The 22,193-nt window shown below is 71.9% G+C and carries 24 protein-coding genes; 11 read left to right on the forward strand and 13 right to left on the reverse strand.

Going from position 1 to position 22,193, the window contains the following annotated elements; all coding sequences use genetic code 11:
* Nucleotides 1–75: 75 nt before the first annotated feature.
* Nucleotides 76–2,127, reverse strand: a complete 2,052-nt coding sequence (locus C1I93_RS10705) for an APC family permease (RefSeq protein ID WP_212808589.1) — start codon at nucleotides 2,125–2,127, stop codon at nucleotides 76–78.
* A 148-nt stretch (nucleotides 2,128–2,275) separates the two neighbouring features.
* Between C1I93_RS10705 and C1I93_RS10710 the strand changes: the two genes are divergently transcribed.
* Nucleotides 2,276–2,941, forward strand: coding sequence for a potassium channel family protein (locus C1I93_RS10710; RefSeq protein ID WP_111243101.1), 666 nt, complete (start codon nucleotides 2,276–2,278; stop codon nucleotides 2,939–2,941).
* Nucleotide 2,942: 1 nt separating this feature from the next.
* Nucleotides 2,943–3,632, forward strand: a complete 690-nt coding sequence (locus C1I93_RS10715) for a potassium channel family protein (RefSeq protein ID WP_111243102.1) — start codon at nucleotides 2,943–2,945, stop codon at nucleotides 3,630–3,632.
* Nucleotides 3,633–3,677: 45 nt separating this feature from the next.
* Here C1I93_RS10715 and C1I93_RS10720 read toward each other — a convergent pair whose 3' ends face one another.
* The 4 genes from C1I93_RS10720 to dut form a co-directional block, all read right to left on the reverse strand.
* The gene (locus C1I93_RS10720) at nucleotides 3,678–4,367 is read right to left on the reverse strand and encodes a DUF3159 domain-containing protein (RefSeq protein ID WP_111243127.1); all 690 of its coding nucleotides are present in this window, start codon (nucleotides 4,365–4,367) and stop codon (nucleotides 3,678–3,680) included.
* 31 nt (nucleotides 4,368–4,398) lie between these two features.
* Nucleotides 4,399–4,779 (reverse strand): OB-fold nucleic acid binding domain-containing protein, encoded by a 381-nt coding sequence (locus C1I93_RS10725; protein WP_111243103.1) that lies wholly within the window; start codon nucleotides 4,777–4,779, stop codon nucleotides 4,399–4,401.
* 138 nt (nucleotides 4,780–4,917) lie between these two features.
* On the reverse strand, nucleotides 4,918–5,580 hold the full coding sequence (locus C1I93_RS10730) for a DUF3710 domain-containing protein (RefSeq protein ID WP_111243128.1): 663 nt from the start codon (nucleotides 5,578–5,580) through the stop codon (nucleotides 4,918–4,920).
* Nucleotides 5,577–6,104, reverse strand: coding sequence for a dUTP diphosphatase (gene dut / locus C1I93_RS10735; protein ID WP_111243104.1), 528 nt, complete (start codon nucleotides 6,102–6,104; stop codon nucleotides 5,577–5,579). The genes C1I93_RS10730 and dut overlap by 4 nt, the downstream gene beginning before the upstream one ends.
* Before the next feature lie 77 nt (nucleotides 6,105–6,181).
* On the opposite strand from dut, the gene C1I93_RS10740 reads away from it, so the two are divergent.
* Nucleotides 6,182–6,673 (forward strand): DUF3093 domain-containing protein, encoded by a 492-nt coding sequence (locus C1I93_RS10740; protein WP_111243105.1) that lies wholly within the window; start codon nucleotides 6,182–6,184, stop codon nucleotides 6,671–6,673.
* 26 nt (nucleotides 6,674–6,699) lie between these two features.
* On the opposite strand, the gene C1I93_RS10745 is transcribed toward C1I93_RS10740, so the two are convergent.
* A complete protein-coding gene (locus C1I93_RS10745) occupies nucleotides 6,700–7,551 on the reverse strand; it encodes a hypothetical protein (protein WP_223256194.1) in 852 nt (283 codons plus the stop codon).
* A gap of 183 nt (nucleotides 7,552–7,734) precedes the next feature.
* Nucleotides 7,735–8,031: a DUF4193 domain-containing protein gene (locus tag C1I93_RS10750; protein ID WP_007075406.1), complete on the reverse strand. Its 297-nt coding sequence runs from the start codon at nucleotides 8,029–8,031 to the stop codon at nucleotides 7,735–7,737.
* 433 nt (nucleotides 8,032–8,464) lie between these two features.
* Between C1I93_RS10750 and C1I93_RS10755 the strand changes: the two genes are divergently transcribed.
* A complete protein-coding gene (locus tag C1I93_RS10755; RefSeq protein WP_181445112.1) occupies nucleotides 8,465–8,980 on the forward strand; it encodes a LytR C-terminal domain-containing protein in 516 nt (171 codons plus the stop codon).
* Nucleotides 8,981–9,072: 92 nt separating this feature from the next.
* Here C1I93_RS10755 and C1I93_RS10760 read toward each other — a convergent pair whose 3' ends face one another.
* A complete protein-coding gene (locus C1I93_RS10760; RefSeq protein WP_111243129.1) occupies nucleotides 9,073–9,897 on the reverse strand; it encodes an inositol monophosphatase family protein in 825 nt (274 codons plus the stop codon).
* Between the two features lie 287 nt (nucleotides 9,898–10,184).
* On the opposite strand from C1I93_RS10760, the gene C1I93_RS10765 reads away from it, so the two are divergent.
* Together C1I93_RS10765 and C1I93_RS10770 are read left to right on the forward strand one after the other, a co-directional pair.
* Nucleotides 10,185–11,789, forward strand: a complete 1,605-nt coding sequence (locus C1I93_RS10765) for an RNA polymerase sigma factor (protein WP_111243108.1) — start codon at nucleotides 10,185–10,187, stop codon at nucleotides 11,787–11,789.
* Nucleotides 11,790–12,031: 242 nt separating this feature from the next.
* A complete protein-coding gene (locus tag C1I93_RS10770; RefSeq protein WP_099846999.1) occupies nucleotides 12,032–12,265 on the forward strand; it encodes a DUF7455 domain-containing protein in 234 nt (77 codons plus the stop codon).
* 144 nt (nucleotides 12,266–12,409) lie between these two features.
* Here C1I93_RS10770 and C1I93_RS10775 read toward each other — a convergent pair whose 3' ends face one another.
* From C1I93_RS10775 to C1I93_RS10785, 3 genes are all read right to left on the reverse strand, one after another.
* Complete coding sequence (locus tag C1I93_RS10775; protein ID WP_111243109.1) at nucleotides 12,410–14,137, reverse strand: DEAD/DEAH box helicase; 1,728 nt, start codon at nucleotides 14,135–14,137, stop codon at nucleotides 12,410–12,412.
* A 221-nt stretch (nucleotides 14,138–14,358) separates the two neighbouring features.
* Complete coding sequence (locus tag C1I93_RS10780) at nucleotides 14,359–14,994, reverse strand: trimeric intracellular cation channel family protein (protein WP_111243110.1); 636 nt, start codon at nucleotides 14,992–14,994, stop codon at nucleotides 14,359–14,361.
* A 28-nt stretch (nucleotides 14,995–15,022) separates the two neighbouring features.
* Nucleotides 15,023–15,241 (reverse strand): DUF3039 domain-containing protein, encoded by a 219-nt coding sequence (locus tag C1I93_RS10785; protein ID WP_111243111.1) that lies wholly within the window; start codon nucleotides 15,239–15,241, stop codon nucleotides 15,023–15,025.
* An 88-nt stretch (nucleotides 15,242–15,329) separates the two neighbouring features.
* Between C1I93_RS10785 and C1I93_RS10790 the strand changes: the two genes are divergently transcribed.
* Together C1I93_RS10790 and C1I93_RS10795 are read left to right on the forward strand one after the other, a co-directional pair.
* Nucleotides 15,330–16,262 carry a pseudouridine-5'-phosphate glycosidase gene (locus C1I93_RS10790; RefSeq protein ID WP_111243112.1) on the forward strand — a complete coding sequence of 311 codons (933 nt, stop codon included), beginning with the start codon at nucleotides 15,330–15,332 and terminating at the stop codon, nucleotides 16,260–16,262.
* Nucleotides 16,259–17,176 (forward strand): carbohydrate kinase family protein, encoded by a 918-nt coding sequence (locus tag C1I93_RS10795; protein WP_111243113.1) that lies wholly within the window; start codon nucleotides 16,259–16,261, stop codon nucleotides 17,174–17,176. Before C1I93_RS10790 ends, C1I93_RS10795 begins: the two co-directional genes overlap by 4 nt.
* A gap of 10 nt (nucleotides 17,177–17,186) precedes the next feature.
* Here the strand turns inward: C1I93_RS10795 and C1I93_RS10800 are convergent, their stop codons facing one another.
* Both C1I93_RS10800 and C1I93_RS10805 read right to left on the reverse strand, forming a co-directional pair.
* Nucleotides 17,187–17,543 (reverse strand): DUF3099 domain-containing protein, encoded by a 357-nt coding sequence (locus tag C1I93_RS10800; RefSeq protein WP_111243114.1) that lies wholly within the window; start codon nucleotides 17,541–17,543, stop codon nucleotides 17,187–17,189.
* Nucleotides 17,544–17,639: 96 nt separating this feature from the next.
* Nucleotides 17,640–18,224 carry an HhH-GPD-type base excision DNA repair protein gene (locus tag C1I93_RS10805; protein WP_212808590.1) on the reverse strand — a complete coding sequence of 195 codons (585 nt, stop codon included), beginning with the start codon at nucleotides 18,222–18,224 and terminating at the stop codon, nucleotides 17,640–17,642.
* Between the two features lie 117 nt (nucleotides 18,225–18,341).
* On the opposite strand from C1I93_RS10805, the gene C1I93_RS10810 reads away from it, so the two are divergent.
* The 3 genes from C1I93_RS10810 (at nucleotide 18,342) to C1I93_RS10820 (ending at nucleotide 22,148) form a co-directional block, all read left to right on the forward strand.
* Nucleotides 18,342–19,397, forward strand: a complete 1,056-nt coding sequence (locus tag C1I93_RS10810; RefSeq protein WP_111243116.1) for an iron ABC transporter substrate-binding protein — start codon at nucleotides 18,342–18,344, stop codon at nucleotides 19,395–19,397.
* A 44-nt stretch (nucleotides 19,398–19,441) separates the two neighbouring features.
* Nucleotides 19,442–20,998, forward strand: a complete 1,557-nt coding sequence (locus tag C1I93_RS10815) for an ABC transporter permease (RefSeq protein WP_111243117.1) — start codon at nucleotides 19,442–19,444, stop codon at nucleotides 20,996–20,998.
* Nucleotides 20,999–21,074: 76 nt separating this feature from the next.
* Complete coding sequence (locus C1I93_RS10820) at nucleotides 21,075–22,148, forward strand: ABC transporter ATP-binding protein (RefSeq protein ID WP_111243118.1); 1,074 nt, start codon at nucleotides 21,075–21,077, stop codon at nucleotides 22,146–22,148.
* The last annotated feature ends 45 nt before the right edge of the window (nucleotides 22,149–22,193 follow it).

A 22,193-nucleotide genomic window follows, 5' to 3' on the forward strand; every position in this document is an offset into this window, starting at 1 on the left:
ACCCCGCGGGCCCCGCGGGCTCCGCCGACCCCGTCTGCTCCGCCAGCCTCGTCGGCCCCTTCTCCGCACCGCTCATCACGGCTCACCGCCTTCCTGTCGATCAGTGGTGGTGCTCACCGGCGGCAGGGTGCTGCGCGGCGCGACCCGGGGACCCCGGGCCGGTCCCCGGCTCAGGGTGGCGTCCATCCGGTCGAGGTTCTTGCCGGCGGTGGAGGCGAGCTGCCACGGCACGCTGGTCACCATCACGCCCGGTTCGAAGAGCAGGCGGCCCTTGAGCCGCAGGGCGCTCTGGTTGTGCAGCAGGTTCTCCCACCAGCGCCCGACCACGTACTCGGGGATGAAGACGGTGACCACGTCGCGCGGCGAGTCACGGCGGACGCCGGCCACGTAGTTCAGGATCGGGCGGGTGATCTCCCGGTACGGCGAGTCGATCACGGTGAGCGGGATCGGCACGTCCCGTCGCTCCCAGTCGGCCTGCAACTGCCGGGTGTCGTTGTCGTCCACGTTGACGGTCACCGCGGTGAGCGTGTCCGGTCGGGTGGCCCGGGCGTACGCCACCGCCCGCAGGGTCGGCTGGTGCAGCTTGCTGACCAGCACGATCGCGTGGTTGCGGGCGGGCAGCACGGGCCGGCCGTCGTCCGGGGCCAGCTCCACGGCGACCCGGTCGTAGTGCCGGCGGATGGCCAGCATCAGCAGGTAGATCACGCCCATCGCGACGATGGCGATCCACGCGCCGAGCAGGAACTTGGTGACCAGCACGATGATCAGCACGGTGCCGGTCATCGCCATGCCGAAGGCGTTTATCGCCCGCGACCGCAGCATCCGGCGGCGCGTCTGCGGGTCCCGCTCGGTACGCAGCAGCCGGTTCCAGTGCCGGATCATCCCGGCCTGGCTGAGGGTGAACGAGACGAAGACCCCGACGATGTAGAGCTGGATGAGCTTCGTCACCTCGGCCTGGAAGCCGACGATCAGCACGATGGCGAAGACGGCGAGGAAGAGGATGCCGTTGGAGAAGGCCAGCCGGTCACCCCTGGTGTGCAGTTGCCGGGGCAGGTGACGGTCCTGGGCCAGGATCGAGCCGAGCACCGGGAACCCGGTGAAGGCGGTGTTGGCGGCCACGAAGAGGATCGTGGCGGTCACCCCGACGACCAGGAAGAGCAGCACCGAGCCGGAGCCGAAGATCGTCTCGCCGAGTTGTGCGGTGACGGTCTTCTGCACGTACCCCTCGGGGCCGGCGAGGATCTGCGCCCGCGGGTCCTCGACGAACTGCAACCCGGTGAGCCGGGCCAGCCAGACGATACCGACGAGCATGGTCACCGAGACCACGCCGAGCAGCAGCAGGGTGGTGGCGGCGTTGCGGCTCTTCGGCGCCTTGAACGCCGGTACGCCGTTGGAGATCGCCTCCACGCCGGTGAGCGCGGCACAGCCGGAGGAGAAGCTGCGCAGCAGCAGGAACGCCATGGCCCAGCCGGTGGTGTCGTGCCACTCGGCAGCGATCACCAGGTCGGCGCTGGGAGCGCGCAGATCCTCACCGAGCACCACGATCCGGACCAGCCCGGTGAGGATCATGCCGATGATGACGATCATGAAGCCGTAGGTGGGGATGGCGAACGCGGTGCCGGAGTCCTTCAGCCCGCGCAGGTTCACCGCGGTCAGCAGGACCACGGCGATGACCGCGACGAGCACCTTGTGGGTCGCCACGAAGGGGATCACCGAGCCGAGGTTCGCCACCCCGGAGGAGACCGAGACGGCGACCGTCAGCACGTAGTCGACGAGCAGCGCGCTGGCCACCCCGACCCCGGCCCGCGGGCCGAGGTTGACCGTGGCCACCTCGTAGTCGCCGCCGCCGGAGGGGTAGGCGTGCACGTTCTGCCGGTAGCTGGCCACCACGGTCAGCATCACCACCACGACCGCGAGGGCGATCCACGGCGAGAAGACGAAGGCGGAGGCGCCCGCGATGGAGAGCATCAACAGGATCTCGTCCGGCGCGTACGCCACGCTGGAGAGGGCGTCCGAGGCGAAGACCGGCAGCGCGATGCGCTTCGGCAGGAGGGTGTGTTTGAGCCGGTCGGACCGGAACGGTCGACCGAGCAGCAGCCGCTTCAGCAGCGAGGTGGATCGGGCCACAGCCGCCAAGCGTACGACCAGCATCGGCGGCTGTCGGGGGTGCCCGGCCACCGTCCGGTGGGGCGCGGGAGTAGCGTCGCTTCCCGGCCGTGGCCCGCACGTGGCAGGCTCGCGGGGAACGAGGCGCAGCGGCAGCCGAGGAGGCAGCGTGCATGTCGTGATCATGGGATGTGGTCGGGTCGGTTCGACCCTGGCGCACAACCTGGAGTCCCGGGGGCACTCGGTCGCCGTCATCGACCAGGACACCGACGCCTTCCGGCGGCTGGGCCCGGACTTCGCCGGGACCACGGTTACCGGGCCCGGTTTCGACGGTGACGTGCTCCGGCAGGCCGGTATCGAGCGGGCCGACGCCTTCGCCGCCGTATCCAGCGGCGACAACTCCAACATCATCTCGGCTCGGCTGGCCCGGGAGACGTTCGGCGTCTGCCGGGTGGCGGCCCGCATCTACGACCCGCGCCGGGCGCAGGTCTACGAGCGGCTGGGCATCCCCACCGTGGCCACCGTCAGGTGGACCGCCGACCGGATGCTGCGGCATCTGCTGCCCGAGGGGAACGTGGAGATCTTCCGTGACCCGACGAGCACCGTCTCGATCATCGAGGTGCCGGTGCACAAGGACTGGATCGGCCGCCCGGTGCGGGTGCTGGAGCAGGCGGCCGGCGCGCGGGTGGCGTACCTGATTCGTTTCGGCATCGGCACGCTGCCCACCGCCAACAGCGTGGTGCAGGAGGGCGACCAGGTGTTCATGCTGGTCACCGACGACCTGGTGGCCGCGGTCACCGCGGCGGTGGCGGCGGCACCGGAAGGAGGGCAGTGACGTGCGGGTCGCCATCGCCGGCGCGGGCAACGTGGGTCGGTCAATCGCTCAGGAACTGATCGAGAACGGCCATCAGGTGATGCTGATCGAGCGGCAGCAGCGGATGCTGCGGCCCGAGCGGGTGCCGGCCGCCCAGTGGGTGCTGGCCGACGCCTGTGAGCTGACCAGCCTGGAGGAGGCCGACCTCGCCGGCTGCGACGTGGTGGTGGCGGCGACCGGCGACGACAAGGTCAACCTGGTGGTGTCGCTGCTGGCCAAGACCGAGTTCGCGGTGCCCCGGGTGGTGGCCCGGGTCAACCGGGCCGAGAACGAGTGGCTCTTCACCGAGCAGTGGGGCGTGGACGTCGCGGTCAGCAAGCCCCGGGTGATGGCCGCGCTGGTCGAGGAGGCGGTGACCGTCGGCGACCTGGTCCGGCTGATGACGTTCCGGCAGGGCGAGGCGAATCTCGTCGAGATCACCCTGCCGCCGAGCGCGCCCTACGTCGGCCAGCCACTGCACGCGGTGCCGCTGCCCCGCGACGCCGCGCTGGTGGCGATCCTGCGCGGCAAGCGGGTGCTGGTGCCGAGCCCGGACGACCCGATCGAGGCCGGCGACGAACTGATCTTTGTGTGCACGGCCGAGATGGAGGACGCGGTACGGGCGGTGGTGCTCGGCGCCGACAGCGTGGAGCGCACCCGCGAGTCGCGCTGAGCGGGCCCGGGCCGTCCGGCCGCCGGATCGGTGCCGGCCGGGCCGTCAGCCGCCGGGCAGCGGGGTCGGCTGCGGCTCCGAGTCCCGGGTGACCCGGCGTACCGTCCAGACCGTGATCAGCAACAGCAGCACGTACGGCGGGTAGCCCAACACCAGCCGGGCCACGCCGAGGGCGGTGTCCTGCTCGGCCAGATACAACCCGGCCTGCACACCGACCTTGGCCAGCCAGACCACCCCCCAGAGCACGGTCAGCCCGGTGAAGGTCCGGACCAGCCGAGGGTCGTGGCGCCATTCGGCACTGCCCTTGGCCACCAGCACCGACCAGAGCCAACCGACGAGCGGCTGCCGGATCACCGCCGACAACAGCAACGCCACCCCGTAGCCGATGCCGTAGAGGATCCCCGGGAGGTAGAAGTCGCGTGCCTCACCGGTACGCCAGGCGATGGCGGCACCGATCGCGATGCCGAACAACCCGTTGACGGCGTGCCGCACCGGTCGGCGCTGGGCCAGTCGCAGCGCGCCGATCAGCAGCCCCACGGAGACCGAAGCGATCACCGCGGGCCGCAGGTCGGCGACGATGTTGGCGATCACGAAGACCACCACCGGGACGCTCGACTCGAACAACCCGCGCCACCCGCCGAGCTGGTCGGCCATCTGCTCGGCGACGGTGGGCAGCCGTTCCTCCTCGGCCGGCCCGGTCTCCGGCACAGTGGCCGGGGGCTGTCCGGTGGTCATCTCCCGCCTTCCGTCCGCCACACCCACAGGTTCACCTCGACGGCTCCAAGTCGTAGTACGGGTTGTAGATCACCTTGCGGTCGTCCCGCACCGCGACCCGGCCCCGGGCGGTCAGGTGCCGGCCCGGTTCGATGCCGGTGATGTGCCGCCGCCCCAGCCAGACCAGGGTCACCACATCACTGCCGTCGTAGAGGTCCGCCTCCAGCGCCGGCTGGTTGGTCCGCGGCGTGTAGACGACGGTACGCAGCCGACCGCTGACCGAGACCACCTGCCCACGCCCGCACTGCCGCGCCGGCATCGCACCACACCGGGCGCTCTCCCGTTGCAGGTGCTGGGCCTCGATCTCGGCCTCGCTCGCGGTCAGCCGGTGCAGCATCCGGCGCAGCGAACCCCGACCCTCGTCGGTGGTCATGACCTCCGCGTCACCCTCTCCAGAGCGGCCGGCGGGGCTGCCGGCACCGGACCGCGCCGGCAACGCCGGAACGGGCTCACGCCAGCGTACGCCGACAACGGCCGGACCGGCGTCCGCGCCCGGCCCGCGAGACGGGCGTCAGCCACCGGCGGCGGTCGAGGCGGCGTCCGTGTCCGCCGAGCCGACCTGCTCGCCCGCCTCGCGCGGCAGCCGCAGTGGCAGCGGCTCACGCACCGGCTTGGCCTCCGCTCCCCGGTCGACGACCAGCCCGTCCAGGCACTGCGCCAGCGGACCGGCCGCAGCCGGGTTGCCGGCCGCCTCGCCCTGGTACACCGCGCGGACCATCCACCGCGGCCCGTCGACACCGACGAAGCGCAGCTCCGTCAGGCCGTCGTCGGTGCGTACCCGGGCGTGCAACTCGGTGCCGTACTCGCCGGTCACCTCCTGCGCGGCGGCGCCGTCGGCGAAGAGTGACTGGCGGATCTCCTCACGCACCTCGTCCCAGATGCCCTCGGAACGCGGCGCGGCGAAGACACCTACCTGCAGCGCGCTGCGCCCGTGCACCAGCACGACCTGCTGGATCACCCCCTGCTGGTCGGCCTGCACCCGCACCTCGACGTCGGGCACCGCCGGAATCTGGAGACTGCCCAGGTCCAGCCGCTGCACCCCGTCGGGTGCCTCGCTGACGTCGTACGGTCCGCGCGCCGGAGTTTCCTCGACGCCCTCGACGGTGTCGAGCGCCTCGACGGCCCGCTCGTCACGGGCGTGCCGTCCCGCGGCCCGCTTCCGGGAGAAGATCACTGCGTCCACCCTCCGCTGTTCGCACCCACGGTGCCATCCTGTCCGTCCGTGCCACCGGTCTGCGGCGGCGCCAGCCCGGCGTGCCCGCCGGTGGAGCCGTGACCGCCGGTCCCGCGTCCGGACGCGGGCAACTCGGCCACCGGCTGGAACGCCGCCCGCGCCACCCGCTGGACAACGAGTTGCGCGATCCGGTCGCCCCGGGAGATCTTCACCGGCGTGGCCCGATCATGATTGATCAGGTTGACCAGGATCTCACCCCGGTAACCGGCGTCGACCGTACCGGGCGCGTTGAGCACCGTCACGCCGAGTCTGGCGGCCAGCCCCGATCGGGGGTGCACCAGGCCCACGTACCCCTCGGGCAACGCGATCGCCACACCGGTCGGCACCAGCGCCCGGCCGCCGGGCGGCAACTCGACGTCGGCGGCCGCCACCAGGTCGGCACCGGCGTCACCGGGATGGGCGTACGCCGGCATCGGCAGCTCCGGGTCAAGCCGCCGGACCGGCACGGGCACCTGGTCGGTCACGTTTTCCCTCTTTCGTCCGTTCCGCTGGGACAACCCTGCCCATCCTGCCCGGTAACCGGGCGGATCCGCGCCGTACCCTGGCACGAGTGAGTTCTGCTTCGTCCACCACGGTGCCCGTGGCGTACACCGAACGGCTCCGACTGCCCTGGTGGCTGTGGCTCGCGGGGCTGGCCTCCGCCGGCCTGGTCGCCGTGGAACTGTGGATGGGTGCGGCCGGGTTGCGTGCCTGGGTGCCCTTCGCCGTGCTGCTGCCGGCCGCGGTCGCCGCGATGGCGTGGCTGGGGCGGATCCGGGTCGCGGTCACCGACGGCGAGCTGCGCGTCGACGACGCCCGGCTGCCGGTCCGGTTCGTCGCCGACGCCATCCCGCTGGACGCCGAGGGCCGACGTGAGGTGCTCGGCGTCGGTGCCGATCCACTGGCGTTCGTGGTCCAACGACCGTGGATCTCCGGCGCGGTCCAGGTGGTCCTCGACGATCCGGCCGATCCCACCCCGTTCTGGGTGGTCAGCTCCCGGCACCCGGTCGAGCTGGCCGAGGCCATCCTGGCCGCCCGGCAGCCGTCGAACTGATCGGGTGCCAATCGGGTCCGGCGCGTTCAGGGCGCGCCGGGCAGGGCCGGCGGCGTGCCGGGCAGGCTGCGGCGCTGCCGGCGCAGATCGGCGCGGAGTTGCTCGGCCAGGGACCGGGTCGCCCGCCGGTTCAGATAGCTCGCCACCGCGGCACCGGTGAGAAACGGTCCCAACGTGGTCAGGTTCCGACCGAAGCGCTTGATCAGCGTCTCCCCCAACTCACGCCGGGCGGCCGTGCCCAGTACGGCGCCGACCCCGACGCCGGGCATCATCGGGTTGACCCCACGTTGGTTGGCCCATGCCTGCACCAGAGCCACCGTCCGCTGGGTGCCACCGGCCGGCAGTGACGCCCGGTAGACCTCGTGCAGCTCCCCGGTCAGCTTCAGCTCGATGGCCACCACAGCCACCGTCTCGGCGGCGAGCAGGACCGGGGCGGACAGCAGGGTGGGCGTGACCGTCCACTGCACGGCGGAGGCGCCGCCACCGGCCGCGCCGATCCCCGCGGTCGCCCGGGACGCGTTGCGCACCAGGCGGTCGGCCAACTCCTCGTCGTCCAGGCCAGGGAAGTGTCGGCGCAGGGTGGCCAGGTCACGGATCGGCACGTGGGGAGCGATCTCGGCGACCGTGTCAACCATCCAGCGCACCGCCGCCCGCGGCTTGAACAGATCGCGAATCCCCCGGGCCCGGGTCTGCGTGACGAGCCGACCGAGCAGCTGCCGACGGGTGGCCGGCTCGATCTCGTCGGCGGTCAGCGCCGCGACCGTCGCACCCAGCTGATCAGGGCAGGGTGCGGCGTCAGCGGTGCCGCCCGGGTCGGCCGACACGTCGCTCTCGTCGGGTAAACGATCCGCTCCCCGTCCCTCACCGCTGGCGGCCATGCGGCACCACCACCCTGAGCCTGACGAATCGCTCGCTCATGCCCGACCTCCCGGCTGGACGACCGCCAGCGCGGCGGCCTGCCTCACGAGTCAATCAGGTCGGCCGACTCGGCGCTCGCCGAGCCGGGCAGCGGCGGCTCCACTGCAGGAGCCGCCGCTGTGCCAGTGGTGTCGATCCCTCGGTCAGACGCACTCGCGGCAGATCAGCTCGCCGTTCCGCTCGACCGCCAACTGGCTGCGGTGATGCACCAGGAAACAGCGGGCACAGCGGAATTCGTCCTGCTGCATCGGCAGCACCTTGACCGTGAGCTCTTCGTCGGCCAGGTCGGCACCGGGCAACTCGAAGCTCTCAGCCACTTCGGCCTCGTCGACGTCCACGGCGCCCGACTGTGAGTCGACGCGCCGGGCCTTGAGCTCTTCCAGGCTGTCCTCGCCGAGGTCGACCTCGTCGCGGCGCGGGGCGTCGTAGTCGGTGGCCATCGGTTTCACTCTCCCATTTCGATGTTGTCGCTTCCGGTTGTAACGCCGGACGACGCTGTTTCGGTTCCGCTGGCCGGCCACCGCTAGTGTCGGCCACCTGACCCGACGTGCGTGGGCCAGACCACCGGAGAATCTCCCAGGCGGAGCGCGGAACCCTACCCCCCCTTTGGGCGAGGCATGTATACCGCCCTCGCGGCTGAGATGTACGCCCCTGCGCCTGAAGTTGTTCCCAATGTGACTCAGGCGACACGAAGATAGGGGTAGTACTACCCGGTTATCGGATGGCGCGCCGGCATGTCGGACTGTTTCCACGCGACGGTCGGACAACCGCTAACCTCAGCGGCGTACCCGACGGCCGGCGGGGCGGCCCCACACCCTCCACGGCCGCCGCCACCCACCACTGCCCCGGAGGGCACTGATGAGCTTTGCGCGAGTGCGAGCACTCGTTGTCGTCGGCATGCTGGCGGTGGTCGCCCTGGTCTTCGTGGTCGTCGCTCTGATCAGGGACACCCAGAGCAACGCCGGTCTCGCCGAAGGCTGCCCCGAGGACTGGCCACGTGCCGACGTCACATTGCGCGAGCGCAAGGACGTCAAGATCAATGTGATGAACAGCACCGAGCGACCCGGGGTCGCCGGCATCGTCGGCGACGACTTCCGCAACCGCGACTTCCAGGTCAAGAAGGTCGCCAACGAGAAGAAGCAGATCGACGGGGTGGCGGTGCTGCGGTACGGCCCCAAGGGCGTCGGCTCCGCGCACCTGCTGCGGGCGTACTTCCTGGGCCGGGCCAAGCTCGAGTACAACCCCGAGCGCGAGGACGACGTCGTCGACGTGGTGATCGGCAACGGCTTCCAGCAGTTGGCCACCACCACCGAGGTCAACCAGTCCCTCGGTGACCTCGGCGCTCCGGTCGCCCCGCCGGGCTCCTGCCCGGTCACCGACGAGAAGTGACGGCGATCGGCCCGGTCGTCGCGGACTCCGGGCCGGACGGGCCGATCTGATCGGCCGGACGGGCACAGCGGTGGTCGTCCGGCCGGGTCGACTCACGGGCCGCCGGCGGCGTCCCAACGGGTCAGGTGCTCGTGCAGCGGGTCGTACAGGGCCGGCGGCGCGGCGATGACCATTTCCGGACCGGGCGGCAGGCCCTTCAGCCCACCGATCCGCAGACCGGCCTCGGCGGCCACCAGGCCACCGGCCGCCTGGTCCCAGGCCGCCAACCCCTTCTCGTAGTAGGCGTCGGCCCGCCCCTCGGCGACCAGGCAGAGATCGAGCGCGGCGGCACCGAGGCGACGGATGTCCCGTACGTACGGGATCAACTCCGCCACCACCCGCGCCTGATGGGCCCGGCGCCGCGCGTCGTAGCCGAACCCGGTGATCACCAGCGCCTGACCGAGATCGGTCTCGGTGGAGCAGCGCAGCCGCTCACCGGCCCGCCAGGCGCCGCCACCGGCGGTCGCGGTCCACTCCTCGCCGGTGTGGATGTTGCGCACCACACCGGCGACCACCGCGCCGTCCAGTTCGGCGGCGATCGACACGGCGCAGTGCGGCAGGCCGTACAGGTAGTTGACCGTGCCGTCGATGGGGTCGACGATCCAGCGCACCCGCGCGGGGGCGTCCGTGGTGCCGCCATCCGCCGTGCCGTACTCCTCGCCCAGCACGGCGTCGCCCGGCCGCAGTCGGCGCAACGCGTCGGTGATCTGACGCTCGACGGCACGGTCGGCAGCGGTCACCACGTCGGTGACGGTGCTCTTGGTGGCCGCGACCGAAACGCCCTCGATCCGCATCCGGTACGCGGTGGCCGCCGCGTCCCGCGCCACGTCGATCGCGATCTCCAGCAGTTCCGATGGTGGTGGCGCCGGGCGGTCCATCATCCGTCCCCTTCCCGCACGGCCGGGTTTCCGGGTTCCGCGCGGGTATCATCCTTACAAAGTCCACAAGAGCACCGAATCGGCGGTCTCGGCCACCGATCAGCCGTGCGGCGCAGGATGATCGCCGCAGACGGCGTTACAATTCACCCCTGCCCACGCTCCGCGGGCGGCCGAGCGACCGGCCGGCCGGGGACACGGGGGTTCCTCAACCACATCGCCCGGCACGGTGCCCCACGCTGCGCCAGACGATCCGGCCGTGCTCGCTCTTCGCCTCCGGAAGGTCATTCGTGACAGAACCCCGCCAGACCGGCGCCGACGTTCGCTCGCTCACCGACACCTTGATCGCCCACGCGCAGAGCGCCGGCGGCCAGCTCACGTCGGCCCAGCTCGCGCGCACCGTCGAGTCCGCCGAGGTGACTCCGGCCCAGGCCAAGAAGATCCTGCGGGCGCTCTCCGACGCCGGGGTGACCGTGGTGGTCGACGGCTCGGCCAGCACCCGCCGCCGGGTCGCCGCCGCCCGTTCCGCGACCCCGGCGTCGCGGGCCACCACCGCCAAGACCACCAAGAAGGCCGCGCCCGCTCCGAAGCAGGCGCCGGCGGCCGAGGAGGCCGCCGCCCCGGCACCGCGGAAGGCGACCTCCCGCAAGGCTGCCGGCACCACCGCCGAGGTGGCCGCCAAGGCCGCCGGTCCGGCCAAGAAGACCACCCGGGCCACCAAGGCGACGGTGGCCGCCGCAGCGGGCGCGGCCAAGCCCGCCGCCGGCAAGGCCGCCAAGGGTGAGGGCCCCGACGGTGAGGTGGACCCGGAGGAGCTCGCCGCCGAGATCGAGGACGTGGTGGTCGAGGAGCCGGCCGAGTTGACCCAGGCCGCCGAGGCCGACGCCGCGAGTTCCGCCACCGACAACGACTTCGAATGGGACGACGAGGAGTCCGAGGCGCTCAAGCAGGCGCGCCGCGACGCCGAGCTGACCGCCTCGGCGGACTCGGTCCGGGCGTACCTCAAGCAGATCGGCAAGGTCCCGCTGCTCAACGCCGAGCAGGAGGTGGAGCTGGCCAAGCGGATCGAGGCCGGGCTCTACGCCGCCGAGCGGCTGCGCGCGGCCGACGAGGGCGAGGAGAAGCTCGTCCGCGAGATGCAGCGCGACCTGCTCTGGATCTCCCGCGACGGCGAGCGCGCCAAGAACCACCTGCTGGAGGCGAACCTCCGCCTGGTCGTCTCGCTCGCCAAGCGGTACACGGGCCGTGGCATGGCCTTCCTCGACCTGATCCAGGAAGGCAACCTCGGCCTCATCCGCGCCGTCGAGAAGTTCGACTACACCAAGGGCTACAAGTTCTCCACCTACGCCACCTGGTGGATCCGCCAGGCCATCACCCGCGCCATGGCCGACCAGGCCCGCACCATCCGCATCCCGGTGCACATGGTCGAAGTGATCAACAAGCTGGGCCGGATCCAGCGCGAGCTGCTCCAGGATCTGGGCCGTGAGCCCACCCCGGAAGAGCTGGCCAAGGAGATGGACATCACACCCGAGAAGGTGCTGGAGATCCAGCAGTACGCTCGGGAGCCCATCTCGCTCGACCAGACCATCGGCGACGAGGGCGACAGCCAGCTCGGTGACTTCATCGAGGACTCGGAGGCCGTCGTGGCGGTCGACGCGGTCTCGTTCTCGCTGTTGCAGGACCAGCTCCAGCAGGTGCTCCAGACGCTCTCCGAACGTGAGGCGGGCGTGGTACGCCTGCGGTTCGGCCTGACCGACGGCCAGCCGCGTACGCTGGACGAGATCGGCCAGGTCTACGGCGTGACGCGGGAGCGGATCCGGCAGATCGAGTCCAAGACCATGTCCAAGTTGCGGCACCCGTCGCGCTCCCAGGTGCTGCGGGACTACCTCGATTGATCAGCATTCGTCAACTGATCGTGTCTTTTTGATCACCAGGCGCCACGCCGGATGGTGATCAGGCGGTTGCACGAATGTGATCGTTGACGTGGCACCCTGGGTACACGGCACACTGTCCGTGCCAGGTGTGACCTCGGTCCCCCGAGGGCACACAGGGAAGGCAAGACCCGGCAAGGATGTTGCACGATAGGTGACCAAGACCGAAGAGAGTGTTCATCGGTGACGACCAGAGGAGGAAGGCGATGACCCCGACCCTCACGCCGCCGCCCGAGACGGTGAGCCCCCCGGCCGCCGATGAACGGTGCGACCGCTGCAATGCTGCCGGCAAGCTCCGGATCACCCTCTCGGGTGGTAGTGAGCTTGTGTTCTGTGGCCACCACGCGAACAAGTACGCCGAGGATCTCGTGAAGATCACCGTACGGTACGCGACGGACCCGGAGTTCACCTGGCGTGGCGCCGACCTGATGGCCAACTGATCCATAACCCGACCCACCCGTGCGGCCGGGGACATCCTCTGGATGTCCCCGGCCGTCCGTTTTCCCTGCACCCTTCGATGGAGTTGCCCAGGTAAGCGCTTACCTGGGCAATAACTTCATGATCAACCACGGCTGGAGGGCGGGTCAGAGGGTTTGGACGGTGGCTATGCGTTCTTCCAGTTGTTCGATGGTGGCCTGGGCGCTGGGGGGGCCGCCGCAGAGGCGACGCAACTCCGCGTGGATCTTGCCGTGGGGTTGGCCGGTGCGGTGGTGCTGGGCGGCCACCAGGGCGTTGAGCTGACGGCGGAGCGCCACCCGGCGCTGGGCGGCGCTCATCGGCGCCGGCGCGGCCGGCGCGGCCGCCGGCTCGGACCGACGCTCGGCGGCCCGACGCCGCTGGGCGGCCAGCTGCTCCGCCTGCCGCTTGGTCAGCAGCGCCGCCACCTGCTCGGAGGTGAGCAGCCCCGGCAGGCCGAGATATTCCTCCTCCTCCGGAGTGCCCGCCTGGGCGGCGGTGCCGAAGGAGGCGCCGTCGAAGATGACCTGGTCCAGTTCGGCGGTGGCGGACAACGCGGTGAACTGCTTCTCCAGTTCGCCACTGGCCTGCTCGTCGCGCTGGGCCCGCTCCAGCAGGTCGTCGTCGAGACCGTCCCGGTCCTTAGGCTTGCCGAGAACGTGGTCCCGCTCGGTCTCCATCTCGCTGGCCAGGCCGAGCAGGTGCGGGACGCTGGGCAGGAAGACCGACGCGGTCTCACCCGGCCGGCGGGCCCGGACGAACCGCCCGATCGCCTGCGCGAAGTACAGCGGGGTGCTGGCACTCGTCGCGTAGACACCGACGGCCAGCCGGGGAATGTCCACCCCTTCGGAGACCATCCGCACCGCGACCAGCCAACGCTGTTCAGACGCCGCGAACGTGGCGATCCGGGACGACGCGCCCACGTCGTCGGAGAGCACCACCGCGGCCCGCTCCCCCGTGACCTGCTCGATGAGCTTGGCGTACGAGCGGGCCACCTGCTGGTCGGTGGCGATGACCAGGCCGCCGGCGTCGGGCATGCCCGCCTCCCGCAGCACGGTCAACCGGGCGTCGGCGGCCCGCAGCACCTGCGGCATCCAGTCACCCGCCGGGTCCAGGGCGGTACGCCAGGCCTGGGCGACCAGATCCTGCGTCATCGGCTCGCCCAACCGGGCCGCCAGCTCGTCACCGGCGTTGGTACGCCACCGGGTCTCCCCCGAGTACGCCAGGAACAGCACCGGCCGCACCACGCCGTCCCGCAGCGCGTCGGAGTAGCCGTAGACCGAGTCGGCCCGTGACCTCAGCAGGCCGTCCTCGCCCCGCTCGTAGCCGACGAACGGGATGGGATTGTCGTCGGAGCGGAACGGGGTGCCGGTCAGCATCAGCCGGCGTACCGCAGGCTCGAAGGCCGCCTTCACGCCGTCGCCCCAGGTACGCGAGTCGCCGGCGTGGTGGATCTCGTCGAGGATGACCAGGGTGCGCCGGGTCATGGTGCGCCGTCGGTGCACGTGCGGTGCCATACCGACCTGCGCGTAGGTGATCACCGCACCGTGGAAGTCCGCCGAGGAGTGCAGGTCGGCGTTGCGGAACGCCGCGTCGAGCTGGATGCCCACCCGGGCCGCCGCAGCCGCCCACTGGGTCTTCAGGTGCTCGGTCGGCGCGACCACGGTGACCGCCTCGACGGTGCCGTCCGCGAGCAGCTCGGCGGCGATCCGCAGGGCGAAGGTGGTCTTGCCGGCACCGGGCGTGGCGACAGCGGTGAAGTCCTCGCTGCGGCGGCGCAGATATTCCACCATCGCTTTGCGCTGCCAGGCGCGCAGAGGCGGAAACGTCTCCAGCGCCGGCGTCCGGACTGCCACGGGGTTGGCTCCTCTTTGACCGCAGGATGACCCGACCGTGAGTGAGCGGATCCGGGCCGAGGGCCACGGCAGCCGCCGCCCACGAAAACGCCTCCGCGCATCGGTAGCCGCGAAGGCCGACTCAGCATAACCAGCGGCGCCCGCCACTCCCACTCGACGCCACACCGGATCCGGCCGTGCGGTTCACCACTACCGCCGTGACCACGGCCCGACGAACCCGATCACTGTGGTGGCACACCGGTGCGCGGCGTCGGCACCGGTGCCGACCACCGCCGGCGCAGGGCCACCAGGCGTACGCCGAAGACCAGCAGCACGGCTGCGGTGAGCGGGATCGGCCCGGTGTACCCGAGTACGTTCAGCAGCACCACCAGGATCGCGCCGGTGAGCGCCGCGACGGCGTAGATCTCCCGCCGCAGCACCACCGGGATCTCACCGGTCAGCAGGTCCCGGACGAGCCCACCACCGATGGCGGTGATCATGCCGATCAGCACCGCACCGACCGGCGGCACCTCGGCGTCGAGGGCTTTGAGGGTGCCGGTGACGGTGAAGAGACCGAGCCCGGCCGCGTCCAGCACCAGCACGGTGGTGCGCAGCCGGGCGAACTGCGGGTGCAGCCAGAAGATCGCCGCCGCGGTCACCGCGGCGGTGGTGGCGTACCGCCAGTCGGCGAAGGCCAGCGGCGGAACCTCGTCGATCACGAGATCCCGGACGATGCCGCCGCCGAGCGCGGCGACGAAACCGACGAAGACCACACCGAACAGGTCAAGCCGTTTGGCCACCGCCGCGGAGGCGCCCGAGGCGGCGAAGACCATGACACCGGCCAGGTCGGCCAGGAGCAGGGCGGTGGAGGTGGTCACCGCCGCAGGCTACGCCGCCGGGCGGAGTTCACTCGCGGTACGAGTCGTAGATCTCCTTGCACTTCGGGCAGACCGGCGAACCTGGCTTCGCTGACTTGGTGACCGGAAAGGTCTCCCCGCACAGCGCCACGACGAAGGTGCCCATGACGGCACTTTCGGCGATTTTTTCCTTTCGGACGTAGTGGAACATCTCCGGACCGGTGTCGGCGTCCTTCAGCTCCGGACGCTCGAGAACCTGTGTGCTCACGTCTGCACCTCCAACCCACAAGTCTGGCAGGTCATCGGGACCCCGGTCCAGCGGAGGCGACCGAAGCGGCACGCTACGGTTTGCGACTGTGACCGACTTTCCCCTGCATCTGGGTGCCGAGGTGGCCTTGGCGCTGCGTGAGCGGCGTCCCGTGGTGGCCCTGGAGAGCACAATCGTCTCGCACGGCCTGCCCCGACCGGACAACCTGCACGTGGCCCGGCAGATCGAGCAGGCCGTCCGCGATGCGGGTGCGGTACCGGCCACCATCGGCATGGTCGCCGGTGAGCTGGTGGTGGGGCTCGACGACGCCCAGCTCACTCGGCTGGCCACCGCGGACGGCGTGACCAAACTCTCCGTACGCGATCTCGCGGTGGCCGCCGCGACCGGTGCCGACGGTGCCACCACCGTGGCCGCGACAAGTGCGGTGGCCGCCGCCGCGGGGATCGGTGTCTTCGCCACCGGCGGTCTGGGCGGGGTGCACCGCGAGGCCGCGCAGACCTTCGACGAGTCGGCCGACCTGGTCACCCTGGCCCGGACGCCGATCGCGGTGGTATGCGCCGGGGTCAAGTCGATCCTCGACGTCGGGGCGACCCTGGAACGCCTGGAGACCCTGGGCGTGGCCGTCATCGGTTACCGGACCCGGCGGTTCCCGGGCTTCTTCATCACCGACAGCGGCTTCGACCTGGACTGGTCGGTCGACTCCCCGGAGCTGGTCGCCGACGTGCTGGCCGCCCGGGATCGGCACGGCGTGCACCACGGCGGCCTGATCGTGGCCAACCCGCTGCCCACCGACGAACAGCTCGACCCGGAGCTGCACGACCGTACCCTCGCCGAGGGGCTGGCCCGGCTGGAGCGCGACGGGGTGAGCGGCAAGGCGGTGACGCCGTACCTGCTGGCGCACTTCCACTCCGCCACCGAGGGCGCGAGCCTGGCGGTGAACGTACGGATCATCCTGCGCAACGCCGATCTCGCCGCCCGGATCGCAGTCGCCGCCACCCGTCGGGCCGACACGTCGGCGTGAAGGCACCCGATACGCCGCAGCGGCCCGGGCGGGTCCTGGTCGTCGGCGACGTGATCACCGACGTGGTCGCGGTGCTTGCCGGTCCGCCGGCGACCGGCTCGGACACCCCGGCCACGATCCGGTTCACCGGCGGCGGGCAGGCCGCCAACACCGCGTGCTGGCTGGCTGTGCAGGGCGTGCCGGTGACTCTGGTCGGCGCGGTCGGCGACGACCCGTCGGGCCGCGAGCGGCTGGCGGAACTGGCCGCTGCCGAGGTCGACTGCGCGGTGGACCGGATCGCCGGCTGCGCCACCGGCACGGTGATCGTGATGGCCGTCGGCAACGAACGCACCATGATCACCGAACGGGGCGCCAACCTGCGGCTGCGTCCGGCGCAGGTCGACGCCGCGCTGAGTGGCACGCCGGAGGTGACCCACCTACACCTGTCCGGGTACACCCTGCTCGATGCCGGCTCCCGCCCGGCCGGCCTGCACGCGTTGGCGGTGGCCCGCGAACGGGGCCTCACCACGAGCGTGGACGCCGCCTCGGCCGCGCCGCTGCGGGCGGTCGGTGCGGCGACCTTCCTGTCCTGGGTACGCGAGGTCGATCTGCTGCTGGTGAACACGGACGAGGCGAACGTGCTGGCCGGCGGGCTCGACCCGGCGGCTCAGGGACGGGCACTCGTCGCCTCGGCGCGGCGGGCGGTGATCAAACGTGGTGCCGCCGGTGCGACCTGGGTGGACCGGGGCGGCACTGTCGCGACAGTGCTGGCGCACCGGGTGCCGGTGGTCGACGTGATCGGGGCGGGGGACGCCTTCGCCGCCGGCCTGCTGGCCGCCTGGCTGGCCGGAGCGGGCCCGAGCGCCGCCCTGGGTCGGGGTGCCGACCTGGGTGCCGCAGCGGTCTCCCAGTTCGGGGCCCGCCCGGCGCGCTGAACCGGGCTGGTCAGGGCTCGGCGTCGATGACCTTGTGGGGCCGTTCCTCAGCGGTGAGGCTCATCGGCGGGGCCTCCTCGGTCGCCCTGGTGCGCAGGCGGTTGGCCAGTCGATGCTGCTCCTTCGGCGGCCGGTCGTTGGCCAGCAGCACCGCGAGCCAGGGGATGAGCACCATGCCCAGGGCGACGAGCGGGAGCCAGAGCCAGAGCAGTGGAGCCTTCGTGCCGACCAGGATCGCGCCGGCGATCACGCAGGCCACCCGGACGCCCATCATCGCCACGTACCGCCGCTGCCGGCTGGTGAGCTGGTCGTCCTGGCTTCGTGGGGCGTCGGTGATGAGGATCGGTTGGTACGCCTGACGCTTCACCGTGTACCTCCTCAGGGTTCGTCCCCATCCTGTCACCAGCAGTGGCCGGGCGGCGACAATCGCCGGCGGGGCCGTCGCCGGTGACCCGCACCCGGGTCAGACGTCGGCGGCCTTTGCCCTGCTCGCCGCCTTCATCTGCTGTTTGTACTCCCGGACCAGGCGCAGCGACTCGGCATCTGTGACATCGGCGACGGACCGGTGCGCCGCGGGATCGCCGTAGTCGCCGGCCGCCTCCTGCCAGCCGGGCGGTCGGACCCCGAACCGCTTGCCGAGCAGCGCGAGGAAGATCTGCGCCTTCTGCCGGCCGAACCCGGGCAGGGCGGCGATCCGGGCGAGCAGTTCGCGGCCGTCGGCCGGGTCGGCCCAGAGCCGTGCGGCGTCGCCGTCATAGTGCTCGACAAGCGCCCGGCACACCTGACTGACCCGGTCGGCCATCGCCTTCGGGAAGCGGTGCAGCGCCGGCGGCGCGGCGAAGATCGCCACCAGGGCCTGCGGGTCGTAGCCGGCGAGTTCCCGGGCGTCCAGGTCGTCGCGACCGAGCCGCTGGGCCAGCACGTACGGTGCGGAGAACGCCTTCTCCATCGGGATCTGCTGGTCGAGCACCATCCCGATCAGCAGAGCCAGCGGACTGCGCAGCAGCAACTGGTTTGCCTCCGGGGCGATGGGCAGCGCGAGTGTCATGGCCTCCATCCTGCACTTTCTCGCCGACGTGATCCGCCACGCACCCCGATTCCCAGTGAGGTTAGGCTGTGCTAACTTCCCCCCGTCGGTCGTCCTGACCGGAAGAAGGGGTTCACCGTGCCACTCACCCGTCGTACCACTACCGCGCTGCTCGCCGCCGGCGTGCTCGCCCTCGGCCTGGCCGCCTGCGGAGCCGACGGCGAGGACGCCACCAGTGCGGGCACGTCGGACGACAAGCAGATCACCGTTTACAGCGGACGCAACGAGCAGCTGGTCAAGCCGCTGCTGGAGAAGTTCACCGCGCAGACCGGCATCACCGTGCAGGCGCGTTACGCCAGCACCGCGCAGCTCGCCGCTCAGCTGGTCGAGGAGGGCGACAAGTCCCCGGCCGACGTGTTCTTCGCCCAGGACGCCGGCGCGCTGGGCACGGTCGCCAAGCGCGGCATGTTCAGCACGCTGCCGGAGGCGACCACCGCGCAGGTGCCGGCGACCTACCGCGCCGGCACCGGCCAGTGGGTGGGCGTCAGCGCCCGGGCCCGGGTGCTGGTCTACAACCCCGACCTGGTCCCGGCCGACCAACTGCCGGCGTCGGTCTTCGACCTGACCGGCCCGGCCTGGAAGGGCAAGGTGGGCGTGGCACCGACGAACGCCTCGTTCCAGGCGTTCGTCACCGCCATCCGGGTCCAGCACGGCGACGCCAAGGCCGAGGAGTTCCTGGCCGGGCTCAAGGCCAACGATCCGCAGATCCGCGACGGCAACGGCAAGATCGTCGAGGACGTGAACAGCGGCACCATCCCGGTCGGCCTGGTCAACCACTACTACCTGGGTGAGATCGCCAAGGAGCAGGGCAGCACGCCGGAGGCGCTCAAGGCCAAGGTGCACTTCTTCCCCGGCGGCGACACGGGCGCGCTGGTGAACGTGGCCGGCGTGGGTGTGCTCAGCCGCGCCGCCGACGACCCGGACGTGCAGAAGTTCGTGGACTTCCTGCTCGGCGCGGAGGCGCAGACGTACTTCGCCGAGCAGACCTTCGAATACCCGGTCATCGCCGGCGTGCCTGGCCCGGCGTACGTGCCGGCGCTGAGCGAGCTGGCGGTGCCGAAGGTGGACCTGAACGACCTGGACACGCTGGACGCCACCGTCACCATGATCAAGAACTCGGGGCTGGTGCCCTGACCACCACACCGACCACCACAGGGCCGACCCGCACCGGGTCGGCCCTGTCCGGCGTACCCGGACGGTGGCGGCGACTGGCACCCCGGCCGGCGCTGCTCGCGGCCTCCACCGCCGCGGTGGCGGTGGCGCTGATCCCACTGGCCTACCTCGCCGTACGCACGGCCGAGGCGGGCGGGGACCGGATCGCCGCCGAGCTGTGGACCGAACGCGTCGGGCTGCTCGCCCTGCGCAGCCTCGGACTCGCCGGCGTGGTCACCGCAGCCTGTGTGCTGCTCGGCGTCGGCACCGCCTTCCTGGTCACCCGCACCGACCTGCCCGGCCGCCGACTGTTCGCCCTGCTGGCGGCGCTGCCGCTGGCCGTACCCACCTACATCGCGGCCTTCGCCTGGGTCTCCACGGTGCCCCGGCTGGAGGGTTTCTGGCCGGCGGCGCTGGTGCTCACGCTCTGCTCCTACCCGTACGTGCTGCTGCCGGTGGCCGCCGCGCTGCGCGGCGCGGACCCGGCGCAGGAGGAGGTCTCCCGGTCGTTGGGCCGCAGTGGCTGGCAGACCTTCACCGCCGTGACGCTGCGGCAGATCCGCCCGGCCACCGCCGCCGGGGCGCTACTCGTCGCCCTCTACGTGCTCTCCGACTTCGGCGCGGTGTCCATCCTGCGCACCGACACCTTCACCCGGGCCATTTTCGTCGCCTTCGACCTGGGCTTCGATCGCACCGGCGCGCTCGTGCTCTCCAGCGTGCTCGTCGCGCTGACCGTGCTGCTGCTGGCCGGTGAGACGGCCACCCGCCGACGCGGCGCCCGGTACGCCCGGCTCGGCGGCACCCGCCGGCCGGTGTCCCGGACACCGCTCGGGCCGGCCCGCTGGCCGGCGGCGGTGGCCCTGGTCGGGGTCGCCGCGCTGGCGCTCGGGGTGCCGGCGGTCAGCCTGGGACGGCGGCTCGCCGCCGGGGTGTCCCGCCCGGGGGCACTGCCGGAGGTGCTCAGCGCCGCCGGGAACTCGCTCACCGTCTCGCTCGCCGGAGCCGCGCTGACCATGCTGCTGGCGCTGCCGCTGGGCCTGCTCGCGGCCCGGGCGCCGGGCCCGCTGACCACCGTGCTGGACCGGTTGGCCTACCTGGCGCACGCGCTGCCCGGCGTGGTGATCGGGCTCTCGCTGATCTTCTTCGGGATCAACGTGGCGTACCCGCTCTACCAGACCCGGTGGCTGCTGGCGCTGGCGTACGCCACGTTGTTCCTGCCGCTGGCGGTCGGCGCGGTCGCCGGCGCCGCCGCCCAGTCCCCCAGCGGGCTGGAGGAGGTCGCCCGCTCCCTCGGCCGGGGGCCGTGGACGGTGCTGCGGACGGTGACCCTGCCGCTGATCCTGCCCGGCATCGGCGCGGGTGCCGCGCTCGTCTTCCTGACCGGCATGAAGGAACTTCCGGCCACCCTGCTGTTGCGGCCCACCGGCACGGACACCCTGGCCACCGAACTCTGGACCAGCACGGCCGTCGGCGCGTACGCCGCAGCGGCGCCCTACGCCGCGCTGCTGGTGATCATCTCGGCGTTGCCCACCTGGCTGCTGGTCGCCCGCAGCGGCCTGCTCGACAAGGAGGACCGTTCATGAGTGAGCGGCAGCGAGCGAATCATCAACTCGGCGTGCCGGTGCCTCATGGCAGCACGGAGCGCAGCGGAGGGCCGGCATGAGCGAGGTTGTGCTCAGTGGGGTGGTCAAGCGGTACGGGCGGGTCAGCGCCCTGGCCGGCGTGCACCTCAGCGTGCCGTCCGGGCAGCTCACCGCCGTGCTTGGGCCGTCCGGCTGCGGCAAGACCACGCTGCTGCGCTGCCTGGCCGGCTTCGAGCGGCTCGACGCGGGCGAGATCCGCATCGACGGCACCCGGGTGGCCGGCGGCGGCAGGCACCTGCCGGCACACCGGCGTCGCATCGCGGTGGTGCCACAGGAGGGCGCGCTCTTTCCGCACCTGAGCGTGGCGGACAACGTCGGCTACGGCCTCGACCGGGCCGCCCGGCGCACCGACCGGGTCGAGGAGGTGCTGACGCTTGTCGGGCTCGCCGGGTACGGCGACCGGATGCCGCACCAGCTCTCCGGCGGGCAGCAGCAGCGGGTGGCGGTGGCCCGTGCGCTGGCGCCGCGGCCGTCGGTGGTGCTGCTGGATGAGCCGTTCAGCGCCCTCGACGCGGGCTTGCGGGTCGGGCTGCGGCACGACGTACGTGAGGCGCTACGCGCCGACGGGGCGACCGGCGTGCTGGTCACCCACGACCAGGGCGAGGCGCTCTCCGTGGCCGACCAGGTGGTGGTGTTGCGCGACGGACGGGTGATCCAGGCCGGCGCGCCGACCACGATCTACCGCGAGCCGGCCGACGCGTGGGTGGCCGGGTTCGTCGGCGACGCGGTGCTGCTGCCGGCGGTTGTCGAGCACGGGTCGGCGCGCACCGCCCTCGGCGTCCTCCCCGTCGCCGGTACCGTGCCCGACGGCGCGGTCACCGTGCTGGTCCGACCCGAGCAGGTGCGCTTCTCCCCCGCTCCGAACGCGGTCACCGCGACAGTACTGCGGCACGACTTCCACGGCCACGACGCGCTGGTCGGGCTCCGGCTGGCCGACGGCACCCGGATCACCGCCCGGATCCTCGACGGTGACGCCGCCGTCGCCATCGGTGGCGAGGTGACCGTGCACGTGGACGGTCCCGCGCGCGCCCTTCCGGTCGACGCCACCACGGGCCGCCCGGCCGCCGCCCCGGCCCCACTGGCCGCCTAGATCGACAGCGGGCTGCCCCGGGACGCGAAGCGACCCGGCGGATCG

Origin of the sequence: Micromonospora endophytica (assembly GCF_003236305.1) — a bacterium.
Classification (GTDB): Bacteria; Actinomycetota; Actinomycetes; order Mycobacteriales; family Micromonosporaceae; genus Micromonospora; species Micromonospora endophytica.

Excerpts from the sequence above, each read along its gene's own strand:
- C1I93_RS10720 (WP_111243127.1), bottom strand. The coding sequence starts at position 4,367 with ATGACCACCGGACAGCCCCCGGCCACTGTGCCGGAGACCGGGCCGGCC.
- C1I93_RS10725 (WP_111243103.1), bottom strand. The coding sequence starts at position 4,779 with ATGACCACCGACGAGGGTCGGGGTTCGCTGCGCCGGATGCTGCACCGG.
- C1I93_RS10745 (WP_223256194.1), bottom strand. The coding sequence starts at position 7,551 with ATGGCCGCCAGCGGTGAGGGACGGGGAGCGGATCGTTTACCCGACGAG.
- C1I93_RS10750 (WP_007075406.1), bottom strand. The coding sequence starts at position 8,031 with ATGGCCACCGACTACGACGCCCCGCGCCGCGACGAGGTCGACCTCGGC.
- C1I93_RS10760 (WP_111243129.1), bottom strand. The coding sequence starts at position 9,897 with ATGGACCGCCCGGCGCCACCACCATCGGAACTGCTGGAGATCGCGATC.
- C1I93_RS10770 (WP_099846999.1), top strand. The coding sequence starts at position 12,032 with ATGACCCCGACCCTCACGCCGCCGCCCGAGACGGTGAGCCCCCCGGCC.
- C1I93_RS10805 (WP_212808590.1), bottom strand. The coding sequence starts at position 18,224 with ATGACACTCGCGCTGCCCATCGCCCCGGAGGCAAACCAGTTGCTGCTG.
- C1I93_RS10820 (WP_111243118.1), top strand. The coding sequence starts at position 21,075 with ATGAGCGAGGTTGTGCTCAGTGGGGTGGTCAAGCGGTACGGGCGGGTC.